The organism is Pigmentiphaga sp. NML030171 (assembly GCF_002188635.1).
In the GTDB taxonomy this organism is placed as follows: Bacteria; Pseudomonadota; Gammaproteobacteria; order Burkholderiales; family Burkholderiaceae_B; genus Pigmentiphaga; species Pigmentiphaga daeguensis.
In genome coordinates, this window is record NZ_NINX01000019.1 from 1 (window position 1) to 24327 (window position 24327).

General features: G+C 69.6%; 19 protein-coding genes. 9 read left to right on the forward strand and 10 right to left on the reverse strand.

Annotation, left to right across the window (positions count from 1 at the left end):
- Window positions 1–123 precede the first annotated feature (123 nt).
- The 6 genes from czcI to CDO46_RS04855 all read right to left on the reverse strand — a co-directional run bounded on the left by czcI (window position 124) and on the right by CDO46_RS04855 (window position 5396).
- Window positions 124–468, reverse strand: a complete 345-nt coding sequence (gene czcI / locus CDO46_RS04830) for a cation efflux protein, CzcI family (RefSeq protein ID WP_087837435.1) — start codon at window positions 466–468, stop codon at window positions 124–126.
- A 101-nt stretch (window positions 469–569) separates the two neighbouring features.
- Window positions 570–992 (reverse strand): hypothetical protein, encoded by a 423-nt coding sequence (locus CDO46_RS04835; protein ID WP_087837436.1) that lies wholly within the window; start codon window positions 990–992, stop codon window positions 570–572.
- Between the two features lie 99 nt (window positions 993–1091).
- Window positions 1092–1934, reverse strand: coding sequence for an amidohydrolase family protein (locus CDO46_RS04840; protein ID WP_087837437.1), 843 nt, complete (start codon window positions 1932–1934; stop codon window positions 1092–1094).
- Window positions 1935–1952: 18 nt separating this feature from the next.
- On the reverse strand, window positions 1953–3593 hold the full coding sequence (locus tag CDO46_RS04845; RefSeq protein WP_087837438.1) for a (2,3-dihydroxybenzoyl)adenylate synthase: 1641 nt from the start codon (window positions 3591–3593) through the stop codon (window positions 1953–1955).
- A 9-nt stretch (window positions 3594–3602) separates the two neighbouring features.
- Window positions 3603–4364 carry an SDR family NAD(P)-dependent oxidoreductase gene (locus tag CDO46_RS04850; RefSeq protein ID WP_087837439.1) on the reverse strand — a complete coding sequence of 254 codons (762 nt, stop codon included), beginning with the start codon at window positions 4362–4364 and terminating at the stop codon, window positions 3603–3605.
- A gap of 36 nt (window positions 4365–4400) precedes the next feature.
- Complete coding sequence (locus CDO46_RS04855; protein ID WP_087837440.1) at window positions 4401–5396, reverse strand: tripartite tricarboxylate transporter substrate binding protein; 996 nt, start codon at window positions 5394–5396, stop codon at window positions 4401–4403.
- Between the two features lie 116 nt (window positions 5397–5512).
- On the opposite strand from CDO46_RS04855, the gene CDO46_RS04860 reads away from it, so the two are divergent.
- The 5 genes from CDO46_RS04860 (at window position 5513) to putA (ending at window position 12668) form a co-directional block, all read left to right on the forward strand.
- Window positions 5513–6424, forward strand: coding sequence for a LysR substrate-binding domain-containing protein (locus tag CDO46_RS04860; RefSeq protein ID WP_087837441.1), 912 nt, complete (start codon window positions 5513–5515; stop codon window positions 6422–6424).
- Window positions 6421–7308: an oxygenase MpaB family protein gene (locus CDO46_RS04865; protein ID WP_087837442.1), complete on the forward strand. Its 888-nt coding sequence runs from the start codon at window positions 6421–6423 to the stop codon at window positions 7306–7308. Before CDO46_RS04860 ends, CDO46_RS04865 begins: the two co-directional genes overlap by 4 nt.
- A 65-nt stretch (window positions 7309–7373) precedes the next feature.
- Window positions 7374–8078 carry an MBL fold metallo-hydrolase gene (locus tag CDO46_RS04870; protein ID WP_087837443.1) on the forward strand — a complete coding sequence of 235 codons (705 nt, stop codon included), beginning with the start codon at window positions 7374–7376 and terminating at the stop codon, window positions 8076–8078.
- Window positions 8079–8195: 117 nt separating this feature from the next.
- A complete protein-coding gene (locus CDO46_RS04875; protein ID WP_087837444.1) occupies window positions 8196–8882 on the forward strand; it encodes a metallophosphoesterase in 687 nt (228 codons plus the stop codon).
- A 42-nt stretch (window positions 8883–8924) separates the two neighbouring features.
- Complete coding sequence (gene putA, locus CDO46_RS04880; RefSeq protein WP_087837445.1) at window positions 8925–12668, forward strand: trifunctional transcriptional regulator/proline dehydrogenase/L-glutamate gamma-semialdehyde dehydrogenase; 3744 nt, start codon at window positions 8925–8927, stop codon at window positions 12666–12668.
- A gap of 10 nt (window positions 12669–12678) precedes the next feature.
- On the opposite strand, the gene CDO46_RS04885 is transcribed toward putA, so the two are convergent.
- From CDO46_RS04885 to CDO46_RS04900, 4 genes are read right to left on the reverse strand one after another with little or no spacing between them, the layout of a single operon-like run.
- The gene (locus CDO46_RS04885) at window positions 12679–12978 is read right to left on the reverse strand and encodes a hypothetical protein (RefSeq protein ID WP_087837446.1); all 300 of its coding nucleotides are present in this window, start codon (window positions 12976–12978) and stop codon (window positions 12679–12681) included.
- Between the two features lie 2 nt (window positions 12979–12980).
- Window positions 12981–13721, reverse strand: coding sequence for an ABC transporter ATP-binding protein (locus CDO46_RS04890; RefSeq protein ID WP_087837447.1), 741 nt, complete (start codon window positions 13719–13721; stop codon window positions 12981–12983).
- Window positions 13709–14476: an ABC transporter permease gene (locus tag CDO46_RS04895; RefSeq protein ID WP_176400659.1), complete on the reverse strand. Its 768-nt coding sequence runs from the start codon at window positions 14474–14476 to the stop codon at window positions 13709–13711. The genes CDO46_RS04890 and CDO46_RS04895 overlap by 13 nt, the downstream gene beginning before the upstream one ends.
- Before the next feature lie 15 nt (window positions 14477–14491).
- Entirely contained in the window at window positions 14492–15505 is a 1014-nt protein-coding gene (locus CDO46_RS04900; protein ID WP_087837448.1) for an ABC transporter substrate-binding protein, read from the reverse strand.
- Window positions 15506–15950: 445 nt separating this feature from the next.
- Here CDO46_RS04900 and CDO46_RS04905 point away from each other — a divergent pair, with 445 nt between their 5' ends.
- Genes CDO46_RS04905 through CDO46_RS04920 form a run of 4 tightly spaced genes read left to right on the forward strand, consistent with a single transcriptional unit; the run spans window position 15951 to window position 24315 of the window.
- Window positions 15951–19487 (forward strand): indolepyruvate ferredoxin oxidoreductase family protein, encoded by a 3537-nt coding sequence (locus CDO46_RS04905; RefSeq protein WP_087837449.1) that lies wholly within the window; start codon window positions 15951–15953, stop codon window positions 19485–19487.
- A gap of 40 nt (window positions 19488–19527) precedes the next feature.
- Window positions 19528–20703 (forward strand): isovaleryl-CoA dehydrogenase, encoded by a 1176-nt coding sequence (locus CDO46_RS04910; RefSeq protein WP_303395830.1) that lies wholly within the window; start codon window positions 19528–19530, stop codon window positions 20701–20703.
- A 22-nt stretch (window positions 20704–20725) separates the two neighbouring features.
- Window positions 20726–22327 (forward strand): carboxyl transferase domain-containing protein, encoded by a 1602-nt coding sequence (locus CDO46_RS04915; protein WP_087837450.1) that lies wholly within the window; start codon window positions 20726–20728, stop codon window positions 22325–22327.
- A 23-nt stretch (window positions 22328–22350) separates the two neighbouring features.
- A complete protein-coding gene (locus tag CDO46_RS04920) occupies window positions 22351–24315 on the forward strand; it encodes an acetyl/propionyl/methylcrotonyl-CoA carboxylase subunit alpha (protein WP_087837451.1) in 1965 nt (654 codons plus the stop codon).
- The last annotated feature ends 12 nt before the right edge of the window (window positions 24316–24327 follow it).

The following is a 24327-nucleotide window of genomic DNA, read 5'->3' on the forward strand; positions in this document are numbered from 1 at the left end:
ATGCTCACATTGCCCCGCTGGCGAGGAAGGCAATGCTCTATCTGCTTGAATTGGGCTTCGCTGATTTCCATCACCGAAGTATCTCTTAATTTTCATGATTAACACCATTAGTGTTAACACGACCTAGACGAGCGCACGCCATTGGGGGCGTTCAGGCAGCGAGACGGGCGCCGCGGCCAGGAAGGCTGGCGACGCGGGAGAAAGGGCGTGGGCGATGCCTGCCTTGGGCAGGTCCGGCGTGCCGGCCAGGACGGCCTGCAGCGCGATCATGTGGCAGACCACACAATCGGGATGCACGGCTTTCTTGGCGTCGCCCTTGTCGCCGGTGTCCTGGTGGACGTGTTCGTGGTGGCCGAAGTGGGCCTGGGCCACCGTGCCGGTTTCGTGCTGGCAATAGGCGGCCGCCGCCGCCCAGGTGAACTGGAACGGCAGGAAGGCGATCATCAGCAGGATGAACAGGCGGCGCATCTGGCCATTGTAGCCTCTGGCGCCGCTGCACGCCTGCGGCCGCTTGTCGCGGGCCGGGCCTGTTCCCGCCGGGAAGAGCCTCGCGCAGGCCGGGAACAGCCCTAGCGCAGCAGCCGGCTGCCGCTGTTGCGCGAGCCGGAACGGTCTCCGGTCCCCTGGGACTGCGTGCCCGTCGAGGAATCGCGCCCGCCGGAACCGGTGGCTCCACGGTTGGGCGGCTGGTTTTGCGCGCCGCCCTGCGTGGTGCTGCCCGGATAGCCGGCCCCATCGGTGCCCTGGCCCTGCTTGCCGGCGGACGAACCGCTGCTCTGGGCGTTGCCCGACGATCCCGACGGTCCGCTGTTCGCGCTGCCTCGCGTCGGGCTGTCGGAGCTGGACCCGCTGGGCGCATTGCTGCCGCCGCTCTGGCTGCTGCTGCCGCTCTGGCTGCCGCCGGCACCAGGTCCCGCCTGGGCCATGGCCAGCGGCGCCGCCAGGGCCATGCCCATGCAAAGCAGGATCTTTCTCGTAATGGGATGCGTCATGTCATTCTCCTGAAAGCCCCTTTTCCAGCAGAAAACATGCCCGCCCTTCCTAGGGCCTGTTCACGCTGAAAGGAAGCGTGCACAGGCCGGGAATGGGCGCTAGAGGCCCAGCACGCGCTCCGCATTGGCGTGCATGACTTTCTCCATCACCGCGTCGCTGTAGCCCAGTTCCTCCCACTCCTTGAGAATGCGCGCATAGGGCAGGCTGGGGTAATCGCTGCCGAACATGATCTTGTCCTGCAGACGGCCGCGGATGTCGACCTTGAGGTTGCCCGGGAAGTGCTTGGGCGCCCAACCCGACATCTCCCAATAGACGTTCCCCTTGTGCAGGGCCACGGCGGTGGTCTCGTCCACCCAGGGCCAGCCGGGATGCGCCATGATGATCTTCAGGTTGGGGAAATCGGCCGCCAGGTCGTCGATGGCGGCAGGATGGGCATGGCGTATGCGCGCGCCCATTCCTCCCGGCAGGCCGGCCCCCATGCCCGTGGTGCCGACGTCTATCATCACGGCCGCGCCCAGCGAGGCGATTTCCTCGAACAACGGGTAGTAGCGCGTGTCGTTGACCGCGAAGTGCTGCATGATGGGGTGGAAGTGAAAACCCATGAAGCCCAGTTCGCGCACCGCGGTTCGGGCCTGGCGTATCGCGATCTCGCCCTTGGCGGGCTCCAGCGCGCCCCAGCACTGGATGATGCGGCCGGGATGGCGTTTCCACATGCCGTGCACGTACTCGTTGGTGCAGGGCGGCGTGGCCACGGTGGTCTCCAGGTCCAGCGCGACCAGGCAGGCATCCACGCCGGCCGCGGCGAACTCGGCCACGACCTCGTCCTCGGGCTTGCCGACCCAGTTCCGCTTCCAGTAGGTGGCCAGGGCCTCGACGTACGGACCCTGGGCGTCGATCCAGGTCTGGGTGCCCGGATAGCAATGCAGATCGATGATGCGCATCTCGCGTCTCTCCTTCGCTCAGGCCGCGGCCGCCCTGGAGGCCACCATCTCGGCCAGGGATTTCTTGGACACCTTGCCGAAGGTGGACACCGGAAAATCGTCCAGGACCTCCAGCCGCTCGGGCAGCTTGAACTTGGCGATCTCGCGCGCCTTCAGGAAATCCACCAGCTCGGGCAGCGTCAGCGATGCGCCCGCCCGCAGCACCACGCACGCGCACATGCGCTCGCCCATGTCGGGGTCCGGCATGGGGACGCAGGCCACGTTCTGCACCGCGGGATGCATGAGTATCAGGTTCTCGATCTCTTCCGCGCTGATCTTCTCGCCGCCGCGGTTGATCAGGTCCTTCTTGCGGCCCTCGACGATGTAGTTGCCCGAGGGGTGCTGGCGCATGAGGTCGCCGGACCGGTAGAAGCCGTCGGGCGTGAACTGCCTCGCGTTGTACTCGGGCACGCCGAAGTAGCCGCGCAGCGTGTAGGGCCCCCGGCAGGACAGCTCGCCCACCTCGCCCGGTCCGACCTCGCGTCCCTCGTCGTCGATCAGCTTGATTTCGTCGTCGGGGCAGACCGGTCGGCCGCACGTTTCCATCATCACGTCCTCGGGATCGTCGTGGCGCACGAACATCAGCACGCCTTCGGACATGCCGAAGTTCTCCTGCACCAGCGCGGACGGAATGAGGCGACGGGTACGCGAGCGAACCTCGGGCTGCATGCGCTGCCCACCGCTCTGGATGAGCCGCAGCGAGGACAGGTCGTGGCGTCCGATGTCCGGATCGTTGATCAGGCGGATCAGCAGCGCCGGCACCACCTTGAGGTGCGTCACGCGGTGCTTCTCGATCAGCGCGAACATCTCGGTCGGACGGGTGTTCGCGTGCAGCACCACCTTGGCGCCGTTCAGCAGGAAGCCCTGTATGCCGGGACACGCCAGCGGCAGGTTGTGCGCGATGGGCAGCACCAGCAGCAGCACGGAATCGCCGTCCACCCGCGTGACCTCCGACGCGACCTTGGAGTTATAGGCGTAGTCGTTGTTGGTGCGCGGGATCAGCTTGGGGATGCCGGTCGTGCCGCCCGACAACTGGAAGATGCAGGGGTCCTCGGGATCGATGCGTATGTCGCGCAAGGCGGCCCGGTCTCCCGGAGCGGGGGTCTCGATCAGTTCGGGCAGCGAGTGCTCTCCCGGGCCCGCCGGGCCCAGCACCAGCCGCAGCCGCAGGCAGTCGTTCTCGTGCTGGATGCGGTCCACCACCGGACCGAAGGCGAAGTCGCCCTGCGACACGGGATAGACGCAGCAGCGCGCCTGCGACAGCCTGACGAACTGGCTGATCTCCTGGTAGCGATGGGTGACCAGCGCGGCGATGGGAATGGCGCCGATCTTCTGCAGCGCGAAATACAGGATCACGAACTCCGCCACGTTAGGCAGCGTGGGCACGACGCGATCCAGCGGCTTGAGCCCGAGCGCCAGCAGGTGCAACGCCAGGTTGTCGCTCAGCCTGTCCAGGTCGGCGTAGGTATAGCAGCGGTCGCCGTCGACCAGCGCCACCTTTCCCGCATGGCGCGCGAACGCCTGCGCGAATTCCTGCGCCAGAGAACGATCCTGCCAGTAGCCGCGCTCGCGGTAGCGGCGGGCGAACTCGGGCGGAAAAGGAACGAATCCCTCGAGCATGGCGCCTCCTCAGGTCGAGCTGGTGTAGCCGCCATCGATCACGACGATCTCGCCGGTGACGAAGCGGTTCGATTGCAGCAGGTTCAACATGGTCTCGGCCACGTCGTCGGCGGTCACGCAACGGCGCAACGGCGTGGCGCGGGCACGCTTGCCCATGAGATCGTCGTACCGGTCTCCCAGCATGCGCTGCATCCAGTCGCCTTCCATCCAGCCTGGCGCGACGGCGTTCACGCGGATATCCGGTCCCAGGTTCCAGGCGAGGGTCTTGGTCAGGTTCACGACCGCCGCCTTGCTGGCGGCATAGGGCAGGGGCTGGGGCCCGGGCCTGAGCCCGACGATGCTGGCCGTGTTGACGATGGCCGGATCCGTGCCCTTCCTGAGCAGCGGCACCGCGGCGCGCGTGACCTGGAAAAGCCCCCGCACGTTCACGGCGAAGGTGCGGTCCCACTCGCCCATGTCCAGGCTGTCCAGGTCGCGGACCTTCCAGGCCGCCGTCGTGCCGGCATTGTTGACCAGGGCGTCCAGGTGGCCGAACCGGTCGCCGACGGCGCGCATCATCTCGCGCACCGCGGCATCGTCGGCCACGTCGCACTGGAGCAGCATCGTGCGGGCCCCCAGGGCAGCCGCCTCGCTGGCCACTTCGCCGGCGGCCTTCGCGCTGGATGCGTAGTTGATCGCCACGTCGTACCCGGCGCGCGCCAGGGCCAGGACCACGCTGCGGCCGATACCGGTCGCGCCGCCGGTGACCAGCGCCTTTCTTCTCTCGTTCATCTGCATTTCCATCGTGGTTTGATCGGACGGCCAGGCCTATTGCGGCTGAATCGCCAGTTCCTGCACCGTGTTCTTCCAGACCGCCTGCTGGCCGCGCACGAAGGCCTGGAGATCGGCCGCGCTGCCATGCATGGGGTAGACGCCCAGGTCGGCCAGGCGCGAGACCAGCTCCTTGTCATCCAGCAGGCGATTGATGTCGGCATTGATCCGTTCGACGACCGGGCCGGGCGTTCCGGTGGGCGCGAACAGCGCGAACCAACCCAGCGACTCGAAACCCGGCAGGGTCTCGGCCACCGTGGGCACCGACTCCAGGCCCGGCAACCGCTGCGGCGAGGTCACCGCCAGGGCTCGCATCTTGCCGGCCTTGACGTGCTGGACCAGGGCCGGGATGCCGTCGATGGTCAAGGCCGCCTCGCCCGCCAGCACCGCGTTGACGGCGGCGGGCGACCCCGCATAGGGCACGGTGAAGAGCTGGAAGCCGCCGGCCCGCGCCAGCATCTCGCCGGTCAGGTGCGGCACCGAGCCAGCCTGTGCCGCCGCGAAATTCAACGTTCCCGGCCTGGCCTTGCCTTCCCTCGCCAGGTCGGCCACCGAACGGATGGCGGACGTGCCGGGCACCACCACCATCATGGGGCTGGTGCCCACCGCGGCCACGGGCACGATGTCGCGATCCACGTCATACTGCGGCTGCTTGTAGAGCAAGGGCGTGAGTACCGCCGCGGCGGCGGGCACGAACCCCACCGTGTAGCCGTCGGCCGCGGATCGCGCCAGCGTCGACATGCCGGGAATGCCACCGGCGCCGGGCTTGTTCTCGACATACACCGACTGCCCCCAGGCGTGCGAGAGCCGGTCCGCGACCAGCCGTGCCACGACGTCGGGCGCGGCCCCGGGCGGGAACGGCACGATCATCCTGACCGGCTTGACGGGCCAGGTCTGGGCCCGTGCATCCTGAATCAACGACAGGGCGACGGCGAACCCTGCCGCCCATGCCAGCAGCCGGCCGTGCCGGCCCAAGGCCATGATGCGTTGCATGCTTGTCTCCTGCGCGTGCTATCAAGTTTTTCTGGTGAACGCGAAGTGACTGTAGAGAAGTGGCGGTGCTACGGACAAGATGTCAAAATCCCATGAGTGATTCGATTTTGATATCCATGAAACTCAATCAACTGCGGGATCTCGTGGCCATCGTCGAACATGGCGGATTGCGCGCCGCCGCCCGCCGGCTGGGCGTGGCGCAGCCGCTGCTCACCCGCAGCGTGCGCGGCCTGGAAAAGGAACTGGGCACGCCGCTGTTCGAGCGCCAGGCGCGCGGCATGGTCCTGACGCCGCTCGGCCGGCTGTTCCACGAACGCGCGCGCGGCATGGTCAACGAACTGCGCCGGGCGCGCGACGAACTGGCGCAGGCCCAGGGTTCGGGCGCCGGCACGGTCATCGCCGGCCTGTCCATCATGCCGCACATGGGCCTGCTGCCCCGCGCCCTGCCCGCCTTCCGGCGGCGCTATCCCCAGGTCTACCTGCAACTCATCGAAGGACTGTTCCCCGACCTCGAATCGCAGTTGCGCAGCGGCGCCATCGACTTCTACCTGGGCGCCGCGCCCGGCACCGTGCCGGCCGGCTTCATCGTCGAACGGCTGTTCTCCAATACCCGCGCCGTGGTCTGCCGCAAGGGGCATCCGCTGGCGCGCTCGCGTTCGCTCAAGGCGCTGGCCGGCGCCGAATGGGCCCTGCCCTCGACCGACTACGACAATCAGGACGACCTGGCGCGGCTGTTCCAGGAATACGGCCTGCCCTCGCCGCGCGTGGCGCTCCAGGCCCGCACCGCGCTGTCGATGATGGTCGCGCTGGCCAACAGCGACCTGCTGGCGCTGCTGCCGGTGCAATGGCGGGAATTCGACCTGACGCGCGATTCGCTGCAGGTGATCGCCGTGCGGGAAAGCCTGCCCGCGCCCGACATCGTGCTGATCCGGCGAGCGGAGATGCCCATGACGCCGGCGGCCGAGCACTTGTGCGATCTCATGCAGCGCAATGCGCCATCCCTTCAGCCCACGCGGGGCCGCGCATGATACGCAGGCACATCGAAGCGCAGGTGCTGGGCCTGACCGGACTGGCGCTGGGCGGCATCGACTTCGAGCATCCGCGCGGCGATCCTGGCCTGTTCGGCCCCGGCTCGGCCTGCTGGAAGGTGCACGGCGATTTCACCTCCATGCTCATCGGCGGCATCGCCGCGCTGCTGATGCAGATGCTGCATCCCCTCGCGCTCGCCGGCGTATGGGATCACTCCAACTTCCGCCAGGACATGCTGGGACGCCTGCGCCGGACCGGCCAGTTCATCTCGGGCACCACCTATGCCGCCACGGCGGATGCGGAGCGGCTGATCGCGCGCGTGCGCGGCATCCACGAACAGGTGCGCGGCACGGCTCCCGACGGCCGTCCCTACGCGGCCGACGACCCCGACCTGCTGACCTGGGTCCACGTGGCCGAGGTCAGCAACTTCCTGGCGGCGCACCTGCGCCATCGCGACCCCACGCTGTCCGGCGCGGAACAGGACCGCTACTACGACGAGATCGCGCTGATCGCGCTGCGCCTGGGCGCCCGCGAGGTCCCCCGTTCACGCGCCGAAGTGGCCGCCTATCTCGCGCGCATGCGGCCACAACTGGTGTGCGACGACCGCACCCGCGAGATCGCCCGTATCCTGTTGTCGCATCCCCCGGCCGTCAGCCCGCTGGCGCGGCCGGTAAGCCGGTTCATGATGGAAGCCGGCACGGCCTTGCTGCCCGGCTGGGCCGCCGACATGCTGGAACTGCGGCGCCCCGCATGGCGCGTGCGGGCGGCCGGCGCCGCGATCGGCGGCATCGCGCCGGTCCTGCGCTGGGCCGTGCGCAACGGCTCGGCGCACCGGGCCAAGCGCCGCATGGGACTGCTTCCTCCCTCCTCCGACGGGCTTTGACGGGCGGCACGCGAATGTCTAACATATATTCCATATAGAAATTTGCTTATTTCTTTAAGAAATATATGATCTTCCGCCAGTTCTTCGATGCCGACTCCAGCACCTACACGTACCTCCTGGCATCCCGCCGCGGGGGCGAGGCGCTGATCATCGATCCGGTCAAGGAACGCCTGGACCACTATCTGCAAGCCATCCGCGAACTGGACCTGCGCCTGGTTCACGCCATCGACACCCACACCCACGCCGACCACATCACCGCGCTGGGCGACCTGCGCGACGCCACCGCCTGCACCACCATCATGGGCGAACGCTCGCGCGCCGAGTGCGTCTCGCGCCAGGTCGGCGACGGCGAGCTGCTGCGTGTCGACGGCATCACGCTGCAAGCGCTCTATACCCCCGGACACACCGACGAATCCTTCAGCTTCGTGCTGGAACCGACCGCGCCTCGTGCCGTCTTCACCGGCGATGTACTGCTGATCCGCAGCACGGGCCGCACCGATTTCCAGGCCGGCGACGCCGGGCTGTCCTGGCACTCCATCGTCGACCGCCTGTTCGCGCTGCCCGACGACACCACGGTCTACCCCGCGCACGACTACAAGGGCTGGACCGCCTCCAGCATCGGCGAGGAAAAGCGGCACAACCCCCGCCTGGCGGGCAAGACGCAAGCCCAGTATGTCGAGATCATGGACAACCTGAACCTGCCCAACCCGCGCCTGATGGACGTCGCCATACCGGCCAACCTGGCCTGCGGCCAGGCGCCGGCCGCCTGATCCGCCGGCTGGCGTCCCGGAGCCGGGCGATCCAGGGCCCCGGGGGCCGTGCCCCCCATGCCCATCCCGCAGGGCATCCATGAAGGCCTATCATGGGACGTCAACCGATCGAGTCCCATGACCACGCTGCTCGTCCACCATGAACTCAACCGCCACGGCCGCGACTTCGCGGTCGGGGACATCCATGGCCATTTCACGCGGCTGCGGACCGCGCTGGACCATGCCGGCTTCGATCCCGCCATCGACCGGCTTTTCAGCGTGGGCGACCTGGTCGACCGGGGGCCGGAATCCGAGCAGGCGCTGGACTGGCTGGCCCTGCCCTGGTTCCATGCGATACGCGGCAATCACGAAGACATCGCGATACGCTACGCCAGGGGCAACCCCGTCGACCAGACCAACTACATCGCCAACGGCGGAGCCTGGTTCGTGACGCTGCCCCTGGCGCGGCGCCGGATCTACGCCGAGGCCTTCGCCCGCCTGCCGCTGGCCAGGGAGATCGAGACGCCGGCGGGGCTCGTGGGCATCTTGCACGCGGACAGCCCGGTGCGGGACTGGAGCAGGCTGTGCTGGTCGCTGCGGCTGTGGCGCGCGGCGCGGGACCGCGCGATGTGGTCGCGCGCCCGGCTGCAAGACGAAGATGCCGGCGGCGTTGCCGGACTGCGCGCGCTGGTGGTGGGCCACACTCCGGTGGAAGATCCCGTCGTGCTCGGGAACGTCCATCACATCGACACGGGCGGATGGATGCAGGACGGCCGCTTCACGCTGCTGGACCTTGCCACGCTGCGGGCCCCGGCCATGCGCTAGACTGGTTCCTGCCGGACGCCGTACGGCGACAGGAGGGCATCCATGCAGTCGACGACTCCCTGCCCCTATTCCTTCGAGGCCTTCCCGCCGGGCATCGCCCCGCAGACCGGAACACGCGCGGCCATCACCTCGGATTACCGGCGGGCGGAACACGAGATGGTCGGACGCCTGCTGGACGAGATCGGCCCCTCGTCCGACGACGGACCGGTCATGGATCTCGCGTGGCGGCTGGCGTCCACGCTGCGCGACGAGTCGGCACGCCAGGCGACCGAAGGGCTGGCGCAGATGCTGCTGCAGGAGTTCTCGCTCTCGTCCGAGGAAGGCATCGCGCTGATGTGCCTGGCGGAGTCGGTCCTGCGCATACCGGACACCGCCACCCGGGACGCGCTCATCCGCGACAAGATCAGCAAGGGCCGATGGTCGGCCCACCTGGGGCACAGTCCGTCGCTGTTCGTCAATGCCGCCGTCTGGGGGCTCCTGCTGACCGGCCGGCTGTATGCCGCCCACCAGGGATCGGGCCCGCAGGCGGCGCTGGCCGGCCTGGTCGAGAAAGGCGGCGAGCCACTGGTACGGCGGGCAGTCGATGCCGCCATGCGCCTGCTGGGCGACCAGTTCGTCGCGGGCCGCACCGTGGAACAGGCGCTGGACCGCTCGCGCGCCCAGGTGGCACGGGGCTACACCCATTCCTATGACATGCTGGGCGAGGCGGCCATGACCGAGGCCGACGCCCTGCGCTACACGGCCGCCTACGAACACGCGATCCACCGCATCGGCGCCTCGTGCCGGGACGGCACGCCCTACGAAGTCCCCGGCATCTCGATCAAGCTGTCGGCCCTGCACCCGCGCTACGCACGCAGCCAACAGGCACGGGTACAAGGCGAACTCTACCCCCGCCTGCTGTCGCTCGCGCGCGCGGCGCGCGGCCACGGCATGGGTCTCAACATCGACGCGGAAGAGGCCGCGCGCCTGGATCTGTCGCTGGACCTGCTCGAACGCCTGTGCGGAGAACCAGACCTGGAAGGATGGAACGGCCTGGGCTTCGTCGTGCAGGCCTACCAGAAGCGCAGCCTGCGCCTGATCGAACACCTGGTGACCCTGGCACGCCGCGGCGGCCGCCGGCTCATGGTGCGCCTGGTCAAGGGCGCGTACTGGGACAGCGAGATCAAGCTCGCCCAGGTCCAGGGCCTGCAGGACTACCCGGTGTTTACGCGCAAGCCCCATACCGACATCGCCTATCTCGCCTGCGCGCGCAGGCTGCTGGCGGCGCCCGACGCGGTGTTCCCGCAGTTCGCGACCCACAACGCCCATACCCTGGCGGCCGTCTACCATCTGGCCGGGCCGCAAGGCTTCCGCCCCGGACAATACGAATTCCAGTGCCTGCACGGCATGGGCGAGCCCCTGTACGACCAGGTCGTCGGCGCGGCGCGGGATGGCGGCCTGGGGCGTCCCTGCCGCATCTACGCGCCGGTCGGCCCGCACGACACGCTGCTGGCCTACCTGGTGCGGAGGCTGCTCGAGAATGGCGCGAACACCTCGTTCGTCCATCGCGTGGCTGATCACGTCCTGCCGCTGGAAGCCGTGATCGTGGACCCGGTCGCGGCCGCCCGCGACATCGGCGCCGGGGGCGGCTCCGTGGGTGCGCCCGACCCGCGCATTCCCCTGCCGCCGAACCTGTACGGCGCCGAACGCGTCAACTCGCGCGGGCTGGACTGGTCCGACGAAGCCTGCCTGTTGCAACTGTCGCATCGGCTGGCGGGCGCGGCCGGACGCACCTGGCTGGCCCGCCCCCTGCTGGACGACCAGGCCGCGCCCGGGCCCCTCCTCGAGATTCGCAGCCCCGCCCATCGCGGCGATCTGGTCGGCCATGTGCAGGAAGCCTCGCCCGCCGATCTCGAACTCGCGCTCGTGCGCGCCGGCCATGCCGCACGCCTCTGGCGCGACACGGCCCCCGCCGAGCGCGCGGCCATCCTGCGCCGCGCGGCCGACGGCATGGAGGACGAACGCGAGGCGCTGGCGGCACTGATGGTGCGCGAGGCGGGCAAGACCTTGCCCAACGCCTTCGGCGAAGTGCGCGAGACCGTCGACTTCCTGCGCTACTACGCCGCGCGCGCCACCGACGGCTTCGACGGCGCCCTTCACCGGCCGCTGGGTATCGTGGCCTGCATCAGTCCATGGAACTTCCCGCTGTCCATTTTCACCGGACAGGTGGCGGCCGCGCTGGCGGCCGGCAATACGGTGGTGGCCAAGCCGGCGGAACAGACTCCCCTGATCGCCGCCGAGGCCGTGCGCATCCTGCGCGCGGCGGGCGTTCCGCCGGGCGCGCTGCAGATGCTGCCGGGGCGCGGCGCATCCATCGGCGCCGGCCTGGTCGCCGACGCGCGCGTGCAGGGCGTGCTGTTTACCGGGTCGGTGGAAGTGGCCCGGGACATGCGGCGCGTGCTGGCCGAGCGGCTGGGCAGCGACGGCAGGAGCATTCCGCTGATCGCCGAGACCGGCGGACTGAACGCCATGATCGTCGATTCGTCCGCCCTGCCCGAGCAGGTGGTCGCCGACGTGATGGAATCGGCATTCGACAGCGCCGGCCAACGCTGCTCGGCCCTGCGCCTGCTGTGCCTGCAGGAGGACGTTGCCGACCGGATCCTGGCCATGTTGCGCGGCGCCATGGACGAATACCGCATCGGCCGGCCCGACCGCCTCGAGACCGATGCCGGGCCGGTCATAGACGAAGCCGCGCGGGACGACATCGAGCGCCACGTCGCGGCCATGCGCGATGCCGGCCGCCCGGTCCACCGCTCGGGCCGCCTGGACGCGGAAGAATGCCGGCAGGGATGTTTCGTCGCGCCGACGCTGATCGAGCTGGAACGGCCGGACCAATTGCGCCGCGAGGTGTTCGGGCCGGTACTTCACGTGGTGCGCTTCGCGGGGCGGCATCTCGACAGCCTGCTGGAACAGGTGAACGACCTGGGCTACGGTCTCACGCTGGGCCTGCACACCCGCATCGACGACACGGTCGCGCGGGTGCTCGACCGGGCGCGCGTGGGCAACGTCTACGTGAACCGCAACATGATAGGCGCCGTCGTCGGCGTGCAGCCCTTCGGCGGCGAGGGCATGTCGGGCACCGGCCCCAAGGCGGGCGGGCCGCTGTATCTTCCGCGCCTGTTGTCCTCGGCCCCGCCCGACATCGCGATACGCGCGCTGGCCCCGCATCCTCCGGCTCCCGCCTGGCTGCAACCCACCCGCCCCGCCCGGCCGCTTGCCGCCCTGTGGGACTGGGCCCGCGACCAGGGCATGGCGGAGCTGGCCGACCGCTGCGCGACCTACGCCGCGCGGCTGCCCGAGATCGCCGCGGCCACCCTGCCCGGCCCCACCGGACAACTCGACGTCTACGCGCTACGTCCGCGCGGCAGAGTGTTGTGCATCGCGGACGAGACCTCCGACCTGCTGGCCCAGCTGGCGGCGGCGCTGGGCACGGGCAATGAAGCGCTCTGGCAGGCCGGCCACCAGACGGCAGCATTGCACGCGTCGCTGCCGGCCGGCGTCGCCGGCCACGTGGCCGTGGCCGATCCCGCCGCATCGTCGTTCGACGCGGTCCTCGTCCATGCCGTGGGCAATCGCCTGAAATCCATCTTGCGCCAGCTTGCCCGCCGCGCGGGCGCGATCGTGCCGGTAGTGGACCTGGCTCCGGGAGACGCGGCCATTCCGCTCGAACGTCTGCTGGTCGAACGATCGGTCAGCATCAACACCGCCGCGGCGGGCGGCAATGCCAGCCTGATGACGATGGGTTAGGGCCGAGGGCTCAGGCGCGCATGTAGGCCCAGCCCTCGGCCTGCCGCCGCGCGATGTGCAGCACCGCGGCCTCGACCACGGCGATGCCGGCCGGCGCCTCCAGCCCATTGGCCGCCAGCGTGTTTGCGCAAAGCCGAAGATGGACGTCGGTGGCATCGGGCTGGCCCAGGGCGGCCGCGACGGCGCCCGCGTTGGCCACCAGTTCGACCTGGGCCTGGCCGTCGGCCTTGAGCAGGTTGGCCAGGTTGCGCCGCCCCCGCTCCAGCGCCGCGGGCGTGGGCGCATGGATGACGAGCCTGAGGGCCGGCATGGTCAGTCCACTCCCAATTGCGCCGACAAGTGGGCCACATAGCGGCCGAAGTCGGCATGGCCGCGGTCGCGCGACCTGGGCAGGTCGATCACCAGGTTCTCGGCCACGTTCGCGGGACGCCCTCCCAGCACCACGACGCGGTCGGCCAGGAACACCGCCTCGTCGATGTCGTGGGTGACGAACATGATCGCCGCGTGCGTGGACTGCCAGATCCGCATCAGTTCGGCCTGCAGGTGGCGGCGGGTCAACGCGTCCACCGCGCTGAAGGGCTCGTCCATCAGCAGGATGTCGGGCTTGACCGCGAGCGCGCGCGCGATGCCCACGCGCTGGGCCTGGCCGCCGGACAACTGGTGCGGCCAGCGGTCGGCGAACTCGGCCAGCCCCGTCATCCGCAGGGCCTCGTCCACCCGGCCGCGCTTTTCGTCGGCATCGATGTCCAGGGTCTCGAGGCCATAGGCCACATTGCCGGCCACGGTGCGCCAGGGCAGCAGCCGGCCGTCCTGGAACACCACGGCCCGGCGGCGCCGGCCCGCGCGCTGCGGCAGGCGGAAGTGCATCTGCCCCGCCGACGGCGCGATCAGGCCGGCGGCGGTGCGCAGCAGCGTGGACTTGCCCACGCCCGAGCCGCCGACCACGGCCAGGAACTCGCCCTTGGCGATGTCCAGGGACAAGTCCTGGATGACGGGCCCGGGCGCGCCGGGATGGGTATACGAGAAACGATCGAATTCGATTACGGCCGCCACGACAGCACCCTTTTTTCCAGCCACCCGTAGCCCAGGTCGCAAATGGCGTAGACCAGCGATATGGCCAGCATGTAGACGACGACCGCCTCGTAGGCGCCCACGCCCGCCGCGGCGTTCATTTCCTGTCCCATGCCCGGCACCCCCAGCAGTTCGGCCGCGATCAGCGTCATCCATGCCTGGCCGATGCCGGTGCGCACGCCCGCCAGCGTGCCGGGCGCGATGGCGGGCAGCGTGATGCTGACAGCGCGCCGCCAGTAGCTGCCCTGCCCGAAGCTGCGCGCCAGTTCATAGAAGCGGGGATCGATGTTGCGAACCGCGCTGTAGGTGGCGAAGTAGTTCACCCAGAACACGCCGATGGCGATGACGAAGGCGGCGCCGGCGTGGCTGACCTTGAACCAGGCGATGGCGAACACCACCCAGGCCAGCGGCGGAATGGGCCGCAGCACGCGGGCCAGGTAGGCCTGGAACAGGTCGAAGCGCCGTATCGTCGCAGCGGCCAGGCCGACGGCGATGCCGGACACGGTGCCCAGCGCCAGGCCCCAGAAGTAATGGATGAGGCTGGAGCCGACGGCGGGCAGCAGGCGGCCCGAGGTCCATTCCTGCGCCAGCGCGTCGGGCAGCGCGAACGGATCGGGCAGCGTACCGGGATTGACCCAGCGGAACACGCCCGCCGCCTTCCACAACAGCACGAAGACGACGATGCCCGCCACGCCGTAGGCCGCGCGCACCGGCCACCCGGGATTCTTGACCATCATGGACGGCGCGCCGGGTTAGCGCTTGCCGGCGACGGCGTCATAGAAACGCGTGTCGAACAGCTTGGTCACGTCCACCGCGGGCCCCTCCAGCGTGCCGGTCTCGGACTGGAACTTCTGCAGCACCAGCGTCGCCGGCACGATGACATTGGGATCGGCCTCGAACTGCCCCTTGGAATTGCGGATCGACTTCTCGACCAGGTCCACCGGCAGGCGGCCGCCGCCCACGTATTTCTGCACCAGGGGCGCGGCCTTGGCCGGATCGGTATCCAGCAGCCGGGTCGCCGCGACGTGGGCGGCCACCAGCGACTTCACCAGTTCTGGCTTCTCGCTGATCAGCTTCTCGCGCACCAGCAGTACCGCGCCGGGCTGGCGCGGGAACAGGTCGGAGCCGCGCGCGACGACGCGGGCCTTGGGCGCGCGGGTCAGCACGGTGGTCACGGTGGGTTCGAGGATCACGGCGCCGTCCACCGCGCCGGTCAGCAGGGTCTGCTGCATCTGCGCCTCGCCCTGGTAGATCAGCTTGAAGGACGCGGGATCGACCTTGATGCGATTGCGCAGCCAGTATTGCAGGGCGGCCTCGGGCACCGCGCCCTTGGGATAGCTGGCGATGACGGGCTGGCGCCCCTTGTCCTTGGCGAAGCGGGAGAAGGCCGTGGCGGGATCGCCGGAGGCGAAATAGGGGGCGAGATCGCCCATGGCGACGAAGCTGACCTGTTCGACGATGTTGGAGGCGACGACCTTGATGTCGGCGCCCTTGCCGCGCGCCACCAGGGCTGGCCCGATGCCGACGTAGGCGATGTCGAGCTGCCCCGCCAGCAGGGCCTGCACCAGCGCCGGTCCGCTCTGGAACTGGACCAGCTTGGCCGGACCGCCGTCGGCCGGCAGGGTGCCCTGCTCGCGCGCGATGAACAACTGCGCGTCGGGCAGGATGGGCAGGTAGCCGATCTCCAGCGGCGCGGCCGCCGCCGTCTGGAGAGAAGCCGAGGCGAGGCCGACGGCCAGCGCGGCGGATGCGAAGAAACGTTTCATGGTGTTCAGAACCCGGAGTGATATCGAGCAGATTCTATATATTGTATTTAAATGTTTTTGACTGACTTAACAACTAAAAGAAATAAGCTTAAGCCCCTGCCGGCGTGGTATGTTGTGCTCATCACGCACCTTCTACATGCGGCCCCGCGCCGCTCGGGAGGAGGAAAGCCGGCCTGCCAGCCAGGCCGCGCCGACCGATGGTATGAACGCGAAGGCTCGCACAGCGCATGCTCCTGCCGGCCCGCCCACCCGGGCCGCGCGACCATGCTTCGGCCCGGGCCGCGCCGCCGCCTCCTCCAGCCTGCCGCCTACCCCTTTCGCCGTTACGCGGCCCGTCCATCCGACCGGGCCTTCAAGGCGCCATGCGGACGCCATCCGCCGCCCCGCGCGGCCGGTTGCCCCGCGCTACCCCCTTGCGCGCCCAACCCTGGACAGCGAGTGCATCATGAGCGCACATCCCGTCGAGACCGTCCTGACCCTGGACGACAAATACACACGGCCGCGCGGCCGCGTCTACATGACCGGCACCCAGGCGCTGGTGCGCCTGATGCTGGCGCAGAAGCAGCGCGATGAAGCGGCCGGGCTGAACACCGCGGGCTTCGTCTCGGGCTACCGGGGCTCGCCGCTCGGGTCGGTGGACCTGGAGATGTGGAAGGCCGCCCGGCACCTGGAGGCCCATCGCATCAAGTTCGTGCCCGGGCTCAACGAGGAACTGGCGGCCACCGCGGTCTGGGGCACGCAGATGGTCAGCCTGGACGCCCGGGCCACCGCCGACGGCGTGTACGCGCTGTGGTACGGCAAGGGCCCGGGCGTGGACCGCTGCGGCGACGTGTTCAAGCACGGCAACATCGCGGGCTGCTCGCGCCATGGCGGCGTGGTGCTGGTGGCCGGCGACGACCACGCCTGCAAGTCGTCCACCCTGCCCCACCAGAGCGAACACGCGTTCATCGCGGCCATGATCCCGGTCCTGAATCCGGCGGGCGTGCGCGAGCTGATCGAGTTCGGCCTGCACGGCTATGCGATGTCGCGCTACTCCGGATGCTGGGTGGGGCTGAAAGTCGTCAGCGACACGGTGGAGTCGTCCACCTCCATGGACATCGATCCCATGGCGGTCGACATCCGCGTGCCCGACACCTATCCCATTCCGGAAGGCGGCTTCCACATCCGCTGGCCGGACCCGCCGCTGGAACAGGAGAACCGCCTGCAGCGCGAACGCCTGTACGCGCTGCTGGAGTACGTGCGGCAGAACGGGCTGAACCGCCAGGACTGGTTCGTTCCGCGGGCCAGGCTGGGCATCGTGACCACCGGCAAGAGCTACCTGGACGTGCGCGAGGCCCTGGCCATGATGGGCATCGACGAGGAAGCCGCGCGTTCCATGGGGTTGCGGCTGCTGAAGATAGGCGTGTCCTGGCCGCTGGAGCCCGAGTGCATCTGCGAGTTCGCCGAAGGCCTGGACGAGATCCTGGTGGTCGAGGAAAAGCGCCAGATCATCGAATACCAGATCAAGGAACATCTCTACAACGCCTCCATTTCCGCCCGCCCGCGCGTGGTCGGCAAATACGACGAGACCGGAGAATGGGTGCACGTGCCGCACGACGGCATCCTGCTGTCGCCCAACGGCGAGCTGACGCCGGCCGCCATCGCCGGCGTGATCGCCTCGCGCATCGCCAAGGTGATCGGCCGCGAGGCCCTGGACGCCCGCGCGCTGCCCTACCTGGACGCGCGCAAGCCGCCGGAGGGCTACACCCGCGCGGCTCCCGGCGCGCCGCAGCGGCTGCCCTACTTCTGTTCGGGCTGCCCGCACAACACGTCCACCAGGGTTCCCGAGGGCTCGCGCGCGGTGGCGGGAATAGGCTGCCACTACATGGCGCAGTGGATGAACCGCCATACCGAGACCTTCACGCAGATGGGCGGCGAAGGCGCGACCTGGATCGGCCAGGCCTTCTTCACCGACACGCCCCATATCTTCGCGAACCTTGGCGACGGCACCTACACGCACTCCGGGTCCCTGGCCATCCGGGCCGCGCTCGCGGCCGGCGTGAACATCACCTACAAGATCCTCGTCAACGACGCGGTCGCCATGACCGGCGGCCAGCCTGTCGAGGGCGCGCCCACCGTGCCGCAGATCCTGCAGCAGATGGTGGCCGAGGGAGTGCCCCACATCCATCTCGTGAGCGACGAACCGGATGCGCTGCGCGAGCTTCCGGGCCTGCCGGCGGGCATCGCCATCAGCCATCGCGACCGCATGGACGACATCCAGCGCGAACTGCGCGAGAAACCCGGCGTGTCGGTCATCGTCTACGTGCAGACCTGCGCCGCCGAGAAGCGCCGCCGCCGCAAGCGCGGCAAGCTGGCCGACCCTGCGCGCCGCGTACTCATCAACGAGGAAGTCTGCGAGGGGTGCGGCGATTGCGGCGTGCAGTCGAACTGCGTGTCCATCCTGCCTCTGGAGACGCCGCTGGGCCGCAAGCGCACCATCGACCAGAGTTCGTGCAACAAGGATTTCTCGTGCGTGAAAGGGTTCTGCCCCAGCTTCGTCACGGTCGAGGGCGGCGCGCTGCGCAAGCCGGCGGCGCGGCAGGTGACACCGCCGCGGGACCTGCCGGCACCGGACCTGCCCGGACTGGAACAGGCCTGGAACATCGTCGTGACCGGCGTGGGCGGCACCGGCGTGGTCACGATAGGCGCGCTGATGGGCATCGCCGCCCACCTCGAGGGCAAGGGCGTCATCGTGCTGGACATGGCCGGGCTGGCGCAGAAAGGCGGCGCGGTGATGTCGCACGTGCGGCTGGCCGCCACCCCCGCCGCGCTGCACGCCACGCGGGTTCCCGCCCGCCAGGCCGACGTCGTGCTGGGCTGCGACCTGATGGTCGCCTGCGGCCAGGACGCCATCGACATGATGGCCAGGACCCGCACCCGCGCGGCGCTGAACCTGGACGTATCGCCCACCGGCGCCTTTACCCAGGACCCCGACTGGCACGCCTCGCCCGAGGCCATGCTGCAACGCGTGCGCGATGCGGCCTGGCAGACCGACGCGGTGGATGCCACCGAGATCGCCACCGGCCTCCTGGGCGACGCGATCGCCACCAACGTCTTCATGCTGGGCTATGCATGGCAGAAGGGCTGGATCCCCCTGCGCGAGGACTCGCTGATGCGGGCGATCGAACTGAACGCCACGGCCGTGGAGATGAACAAGGCCGCGTTCGCATGGGGCCGGCAGGCCGCGCTGGACCTGCCGGCGGCCAGCGTCGCCGCCGGGCTCAAGCGGCCCGGCACGGTGGTGATGATGCCGCCCCGGCCGTACTCGCTGGATGCCCTGCTGGCCGACCGCACGCAGCGGCTCGCCCGCTACCAGAACGCCGCCTATGCCGCCCGCTACGAAACCTTCGTGCGCGAGATCGCCGCCCTGGAAGAGGAACGGGTCTCGGGCAACCGGCTGGCGCGCACGGTCGCGGCCAGCCTCTACAAGCTCATGGCCTACAAGGACGAGTACGAGGTCGCCCGGCTGTTCGTCGAAACCGGCTTCGCCGAACGCGTCGCGCGCCAGTTCGAAGGCGACTACCGCCTGCGCTTCCACCTGGCGCCGCCTCTGTTCGCGCGCCGGGACGCGCACGGCCATCTGGTGAAGCAGGCCTACGGCCCATGGGTGCTGACGGCCTACAAATGGCTGGCCCGGGCGCGCCGGCTGCGCGGCACGCCTTTCGATCCGTTCGGCTACCTGCCCGAGCGGCGCGCGGAGCGGGCGGCGATCGGCGGCTACCAGGCCTTGATGCGGGAGATCGCCGCCACGCTTACTCCCGAACGCCTGCCCGTGGCGCTCGAACTGGCCCGGCTTCCGCAGGAAGTGCGCGGCTTCGGACACGTCAAGGAGGAGAACGCGCGCGTTGCCCGCATCAAGCAGGAGCGCCTGCTGGCCCGGTACGCCGAGCCCCCCGGCTCGACCTCGCCGCAGGAGCGCCGGGTCCCCCACGCCGTGGCCTGACACATCCTTCCCGCAGCAAGACAAGAACCGGAGAACCTCCATGATCCCGCTGCCTTCCCTGGACTTCGGCGTGAACGACACCACCGAGATGCTGCGCGAGGTCGTGCGCAGCTTCGCCTCCAACGAGATCGAACCGCGCGCCGCGGCCATCGACAAGGACAACGCGTTCCCCCGGGACCTGTGGAAAAAAATGGGCGACCTCGGGCTGCACGGCATGACGGTGGGCGACGACTACGGCGGCATCGCGCTGGGCTACCTCGCGCACGTGGTGACCATGGAAGAGCTGTCGCGGGCGTCGGCCGCGGTGGGCCTGTCCTACGGGGCACACTCCAATCTTTGCATCAACCAGTTGCACCGGCATGGCACGCCCGAGCAGAAGGCACGCCACCTGCCGGCGCTGGTCGCCGGGGATCACGTGGGCGCGCTGGCGATGAGCGAGACGACATCCGGCTCGGACGTCGTGTCCATGCGGCTGCGTGCCACGCGCAAGGGCGCGCGCTTCGTGCTGAACGGCTCGAAGATGTGGATCACCAACGGCGGCGACGCCGACACCCTGATCGTCTACGCCAAGACCGACCCCGACGCCGGGCCGCACGGCATCACCGCCTTCATCGTCGAGAAAGGCTTCCCCGGCCTGGCCTTCGGCGAGAAGCTCGACAAGCTCGGCATGCGGGGCTCCAACACCTATCCCGTGTTCTTCGACGACTGCGAAGTGCCGGAGGAAAACGTGCTGGGCGGCGTCGGCAACGGCGTGGGCGTGCTGATGAGCGGACTGGACTACGAACGCGCGGTGCTTGCCGGCGGACCGCTGGGCATCATGGCGGCCTGCATGGACGTCGTGCTGCCCTACGTGCACGAGCGCAAGCAGTTCGGACAGAGCGTGGGCGAGTTCCAGCTGATGCAGGGAAAGCTGGCCGACATGTACACCACCTGGCAGGCCTGCCGCGCATACGTCTACGCCGTGGCCCGCAGCTGCGACCGGCCCGGCCACGGCCGATCGCTGCGCAAGGATGCCGCGGGCGCCATCCTGTATGCCGCCGAGAAGGCGACCTGGATGGCCGGAGAAGCCATCCAGGCGCTGGGAGGCAACGGCTACGTCAACGACTATCCGACGGGACGCCTGTGGCGCGACGCCAAGCTGTACGAGATCGGCGCGGGCACCAGCGAGATCCGGCGCATGCTGATAGGCAGGGAACTCTTCGCCGAAACCCGCTGACCCCTTGCCCAGGAGCCAGGCCATGCATGCCCACACCAGCCGGCTGGATACCCGTTCCCCGGAATTCCAGGCCAATGCCGATGCCATGCGCCGCCTCGTGGCGGACCTGCGCGCGCGGGTGGCGCGGGCCGCGCTGGGCGGCGGAGACGCCGCCCGCGCCCGGCACGCCGCGCGCGGCAAGCTGCTGCCCCGCGAGCGCATCCGCCTGCTGCTGGACCCCGGTTCGCCCTTCCTGGAAATCGGCCAACTGGCCGCGCTGGGCCTGTACGGCGACGAGGCCCCGTGCGCCGGCCTGATCGCGGGCGTCGGCCGCATCCAGGGCGTGGCCTGCATGGTCGTGGCCAACGACGCCACGGTCAAGGGCGGCACCTATTACCCCATGACGGTGAAGAAACACGTGCGGGCCCAGGAAATCGCCGAGACGAACCACCTGCCCTGCGTCTACCTGGTCGACTCCGGCGGTGCCTACCTGCCCTTGCAGGACGAGGTCTTTCCCGACCGCGAGCACTTCGGCCGCATCTTCTACAACCAGGCCAACATGTCGGCCCGGGGCATCGCGCAGATCTCGGTCGTGATGGGGTCCTGCACCGCCGGCGGCGCCTACGTCCCCGCGATGAGCGACGAAACCGTGATCGTGCGGGACCAGGGCACGATCTTTCTGGGCGGACCGCCGCTGGTGAAGGCCGCGACCGGGGAAATCGTCAGCGCCGAGGACCTGGGCGGCGGCGACGTGCACACCCGCGTCTCGGGCGTGGCCGACCACCTGGCCGAGAACGACGCCCACGCGCTGCACCTGGCCCGCCGCATCGTCGGCAATCTGAACCGCCCCGCCGCACCCGCGCTGGCCGACGGCGACGAGCCCGCGCACGATCCCGAGGAACTGTTCGGCGTCGTGCCGCAGGACGTCCGCAAGCCCTGCGACGTGCGCGAGATCGTCGCCCGGCTGGTGGACGGATCGCGCTACGACGAGTTCAAGGCCCGCTACGGCCCCACTCTCTTCACCGGCTTCGCGCGCCTGTACGGCATGCCCGTGGGCATCGTCGCCAACAACGGCATCCTGTTCTCGGAATCGGCGCAGAAGGGCGCGCACTTCATCGAGCTGTGCGCCCAGCGGTCGATCCCGCTGATCTTCCTGCAGAACATCAGCGGCTTCATGGTGGGGCGCAAATACGAGAACGGCGGCATCGCCAAGGACGGCGCCAAGATGGTGACGGCGGTCGCCACCGCCCGGGTACCCAAGCTGACCGTCATCATCGGCGGCAGCTTCGGCGCGGGCAACTACGGCATGTGCGGCCGCGCCTACGGCCCCCGCTTCCTGTGGATGTGGCCCAACGCCCGCATCGGCGTCATGGGCGGCGAGCAGGCCGCCTCGGTCCTGGCCACGGTGCGGCGCGACACCGCGCAGTCGCGCGGCGAGGCCTGGAGCGACGAAGCAGAGGAAGCCTTCAAGGCGCCCATCCGCCGCCAGTACGAGACCCAGGGCCATCCCTATTACGCCACGGCCAGGCTATGGGACGACGGCATCATCGATCCCGCGCAGACGCGGCGCGTGCTGGGCCTGTCGCTGGCGACGGCATTGAACGCTCCCATGGAGCCGACCCGCTTCGGCCTGTTCCGGATGTAGCGCCCTTCAAGGAAAGCCCCATCGTGTTCGACAAGATCCTGATCGCCAATCGCGGAGAAATCGCCTGCCGGATCATGGCCACGGCCCGGCGGATGGGCGTGGCGACCGTCGCGGTGTACTCGGACGCGGATGCCGGCGCGCGGCACGTCCGGCAAGCCGACGCGGCCCGGCGCATCGGCCCCGCCCCGGCGCGCGACTCCTACCTGCGCGCGGACGCGCTGGTCGAGGCCGCGCTGGCCAGCGGCGCGCAGGCCGTCCATCCGGGCTACGGCTTCCTGTCCGAGAACGCGGCGTTCGCCGAGGCCTGCGAACGCGCGGGCCTGGTCTTCATCGGGCCGCCCGCCGGCGCGATCCGCGCGATGGGCTCCAAGTCCGCCGCCAAGGCCCTGATGGAAAGGGCGGGCGTGCCGCTTACCCCCGGCTATCACGGCGACGACCAGGATCCCGCGCTGCTGGCCCGCGAGGCCGCCCGCATCGGCTATCCGGTGCTGATCAAGGCCAGCGCGGGCGGCGGCGGCAAGGGCATGCGCCGCGTGGACCGGGCCGAGGACTTCGATGCGGCGCTGGCCGCCTGCAAGCGCGAGGCCGTGGGGGCCTTCGGCGACGATCGCATGCTGGTCGAACGCTACGTCCTGCGCCCGCGCCACATCGAGATCCAGGTCTTCGGCGATCGCCACGGCAACATGGTCCATCTGTTCGAGCGCGACTGCTCGGTCCAGCGCCGCCACCAGAAGGTACTGGAAGAGGCGCCCGCGCCGGGCATGACCGCCGCGCGTCGCGAGGCCATGGGCCGGGCCGCCATCGACGCCGCGCGCGCCGTGGGCTACGTGGGCGCCGGCACGGTGGAGTTCATCGTCGATCCCGGGGGCGCCTTTTATTTCATGGAAATGAACACGCGGCTGCAGGTCGAGCATCCGGTCACGGAAATGATCACCGGGCTCGACCTGGTCGAATGGCAGTTGCGCGTGGCAAGCGGCGAACCGCTGCCGCGGGACCGCCGGCCGACGGCCCCGTCCGGCCATGCGCTGGAAGCGCGTCTTTACGCCGAGGATCCCCATCAAGGCTTCCTGCCCGCGGCGGGGCGGCTGCGGCGCTTCGTGCCGCCTCCCGCGGCCCCCTGGCTGCGCCTGGACGCGGGCGTCGACGAAGGCGACACCATCTCCCCGCACTACGATCCGATGATCGCCAAGCTCGTCGTCCATGGCGCCGATCGGCGCGAGGCACTGGCCCGCATGCGGCAGGCCTTGTCCGCCTGCCGCATCGTGGGCCTGCCCACCAATCTCGCCTTCCTGTCGCGGCTGGTCGCCACGCCCTCGTTCGAACAGGCGGACCTGGACACCGGCCTGATCGAACGCGAACACGATCGCCTGTTCGGGCCCGACGAACCGCCGCCCCGGGAAGCGTGGCTACTGGCCGCGCTGGCCGAAATGCGGCACGTCGCCGGCACGACGCCGGCCGGTTCGCCGTGGCGCGCGGACGGCTGGCGCCTGAATGGCGACGCCGCCACGGCATTCCTGTTCGCGTGCGGCGGCGATCGCCGCGAAGTCTCGGTCAAGCCCGGGCCCGGAGGAATGATCGCCGTGCTGGACGGCTCGACGGTCTCCGTCTGCGTGCGCGGGGAAGATCCGCGACTGGAAGCGGCCCTGCCCGATCGCACGCTGCGGGCGGACGTCTACCGGGACGGGGCCCACCGCATCGTGTATTGCGACGGCTCGGCATGGACGTTCACACGGGTCGATCCGCTACTGGCCTGGAAGCAAGGAGCAGACACCGGCGGCGCCCTGACCGCGCCCATGCCGGGCCGGATGGCTGCGCATCTGGTGCCACCCGGCGCACGGGTAACCGCCGGCACGCCGCTGCTGGTGCTTGAAGCCATGAAGATGGAACACACGATCGGCGCCCCGTCGGACGGGCGGGTGAAGGCCTTCCGCTTCGCGGTGGGCGACGCGGTGAACGACGGCGACGAACTGGTGGACTTCGAGACCTGACATGCCACCGGG

Excerpts from the sequence above, each read along its gene's own strand:
- CDO46_RS04910 (WP_303395830.1), top strand. The coding sequence starts at position 19,528 with ATGATCCCGCTGCCTTCCCTGGACTTCGGCGTGAACGACACCACCGAG.
- CDO46_RS04860 (WP_087837441.1), top strand. The coding sequence starts at position 5,513 with ATGAAACTCAATCAACTGCGGGATCTCGTGGCCATCGTCGAACATGGC.
- CDO46_RS04905 (WP_087837449.1), top strand. The coding sequence starts at position 15,951 with ATGAGCGCACATCCCGTCGAGACCGTCCTGACCCTGGACGACAAATAC.
- CDO46_RS04865 (WP_087837442.1), top strand. The coding sequence starts at position 6,421 with ATGATACGCAGGCACATCGAAGCGCAGGTGCTGGGCCTGACCGGACTG.
- CDO46_RS04885 (WP_087837446.1), bottom strand. The coding sequence starts at position 12,978 with ATGCCGGCCCTCAGGCTCGTCATCCATGCGCCCACGCCCGCGGCGCTG.
- czcI (WP_087837435.1), bottom strand. The coding sequence starts at position 468 with ATGCGCCGCCTGTTCATCCTGCTGATGATCGCCTTCCTGCCGTTCCAG.
- CDO46_RS04875 (WP_087837444.1), top strand. The coding sequence starts at position 8,196 with ATGACCACGCTGCTCGTCCACCATGAACTCAACCGCCACGGCCGCGAC.
- CDO46_RS04900 (WP_087837448.1), bottom strand. The coding sequence starts at position 15,505 with ATGAAACGTTTCTTCGCATCCGCCGCGCTGGCCGTCGGCCTCGCCTCG.
- CDO46_RS04915 (WP_087837450.1), top strand. The coding sequence starts at position 20,726 with ATGCATGCCCACACCAGCCGGCTGGATACCCGTTCCCCGGAATTCCAG.
- putA (WP_087837445.1), top strand. The coding sequence starts at position 8,925 with ATGCAGTCGACGACTCCCTGCCCCTATTCCTTCGAGGCCTTCCCGCCG.
- CDO46_RS04840 (WP_087837437.1), bottom strand. The coding sequence starts at position 1,934 with ATGCGCATCATCGATCTGCATTGCTATCCGGGCACCCAGACCTGGATC.
- CDO46_RS04855 (WP_087837440.1), bottom strand. The coding sequence starts at position 5,396 with ATGCAACGCATCATGGCCTTGGGCCGGCACGGCCGGCTGCTGGCATGG.
- CDO46_RS04835 (WP_087837436.1), bottom strand. The coding sequence starts at position 992 with ATGACGCATCCCATTACGAGAAAGATCCTGCTTTGCATGGGCATGGCC.
- CDO46_RS04870 (WP_087837443.1), top strand. The coding sequence starts at position 7,374 with ATGATCTTCCGCCAGTTCTTCGATGCCGACTCCAGCACCTACACGTAC.
- CDO46_RS04895 (WP_176400659.1), bottom strand. The coding sequence starts at position 14,476 with ATGATGGTCAAGAATCCCGGGTGGCCGGTGCGCGCGGCCTACGGCGTG.
- CDO46_RS04845 (WP_087837438.1), bottom strand. The coding sequence starts at position 3,593 with ATGCTCGAGGGATTCGTTCCTTTTCCGCCCGAGTTCGCCCGCCGCTAC.
- CDO46_RS04850 (WP_087837439.1), bottom strand. The coding sequence starts at position 4,364 with ATGAACGAGAGAAGAAAGGCGCTGGTCACCGGCGGCGCGACCGGTATC.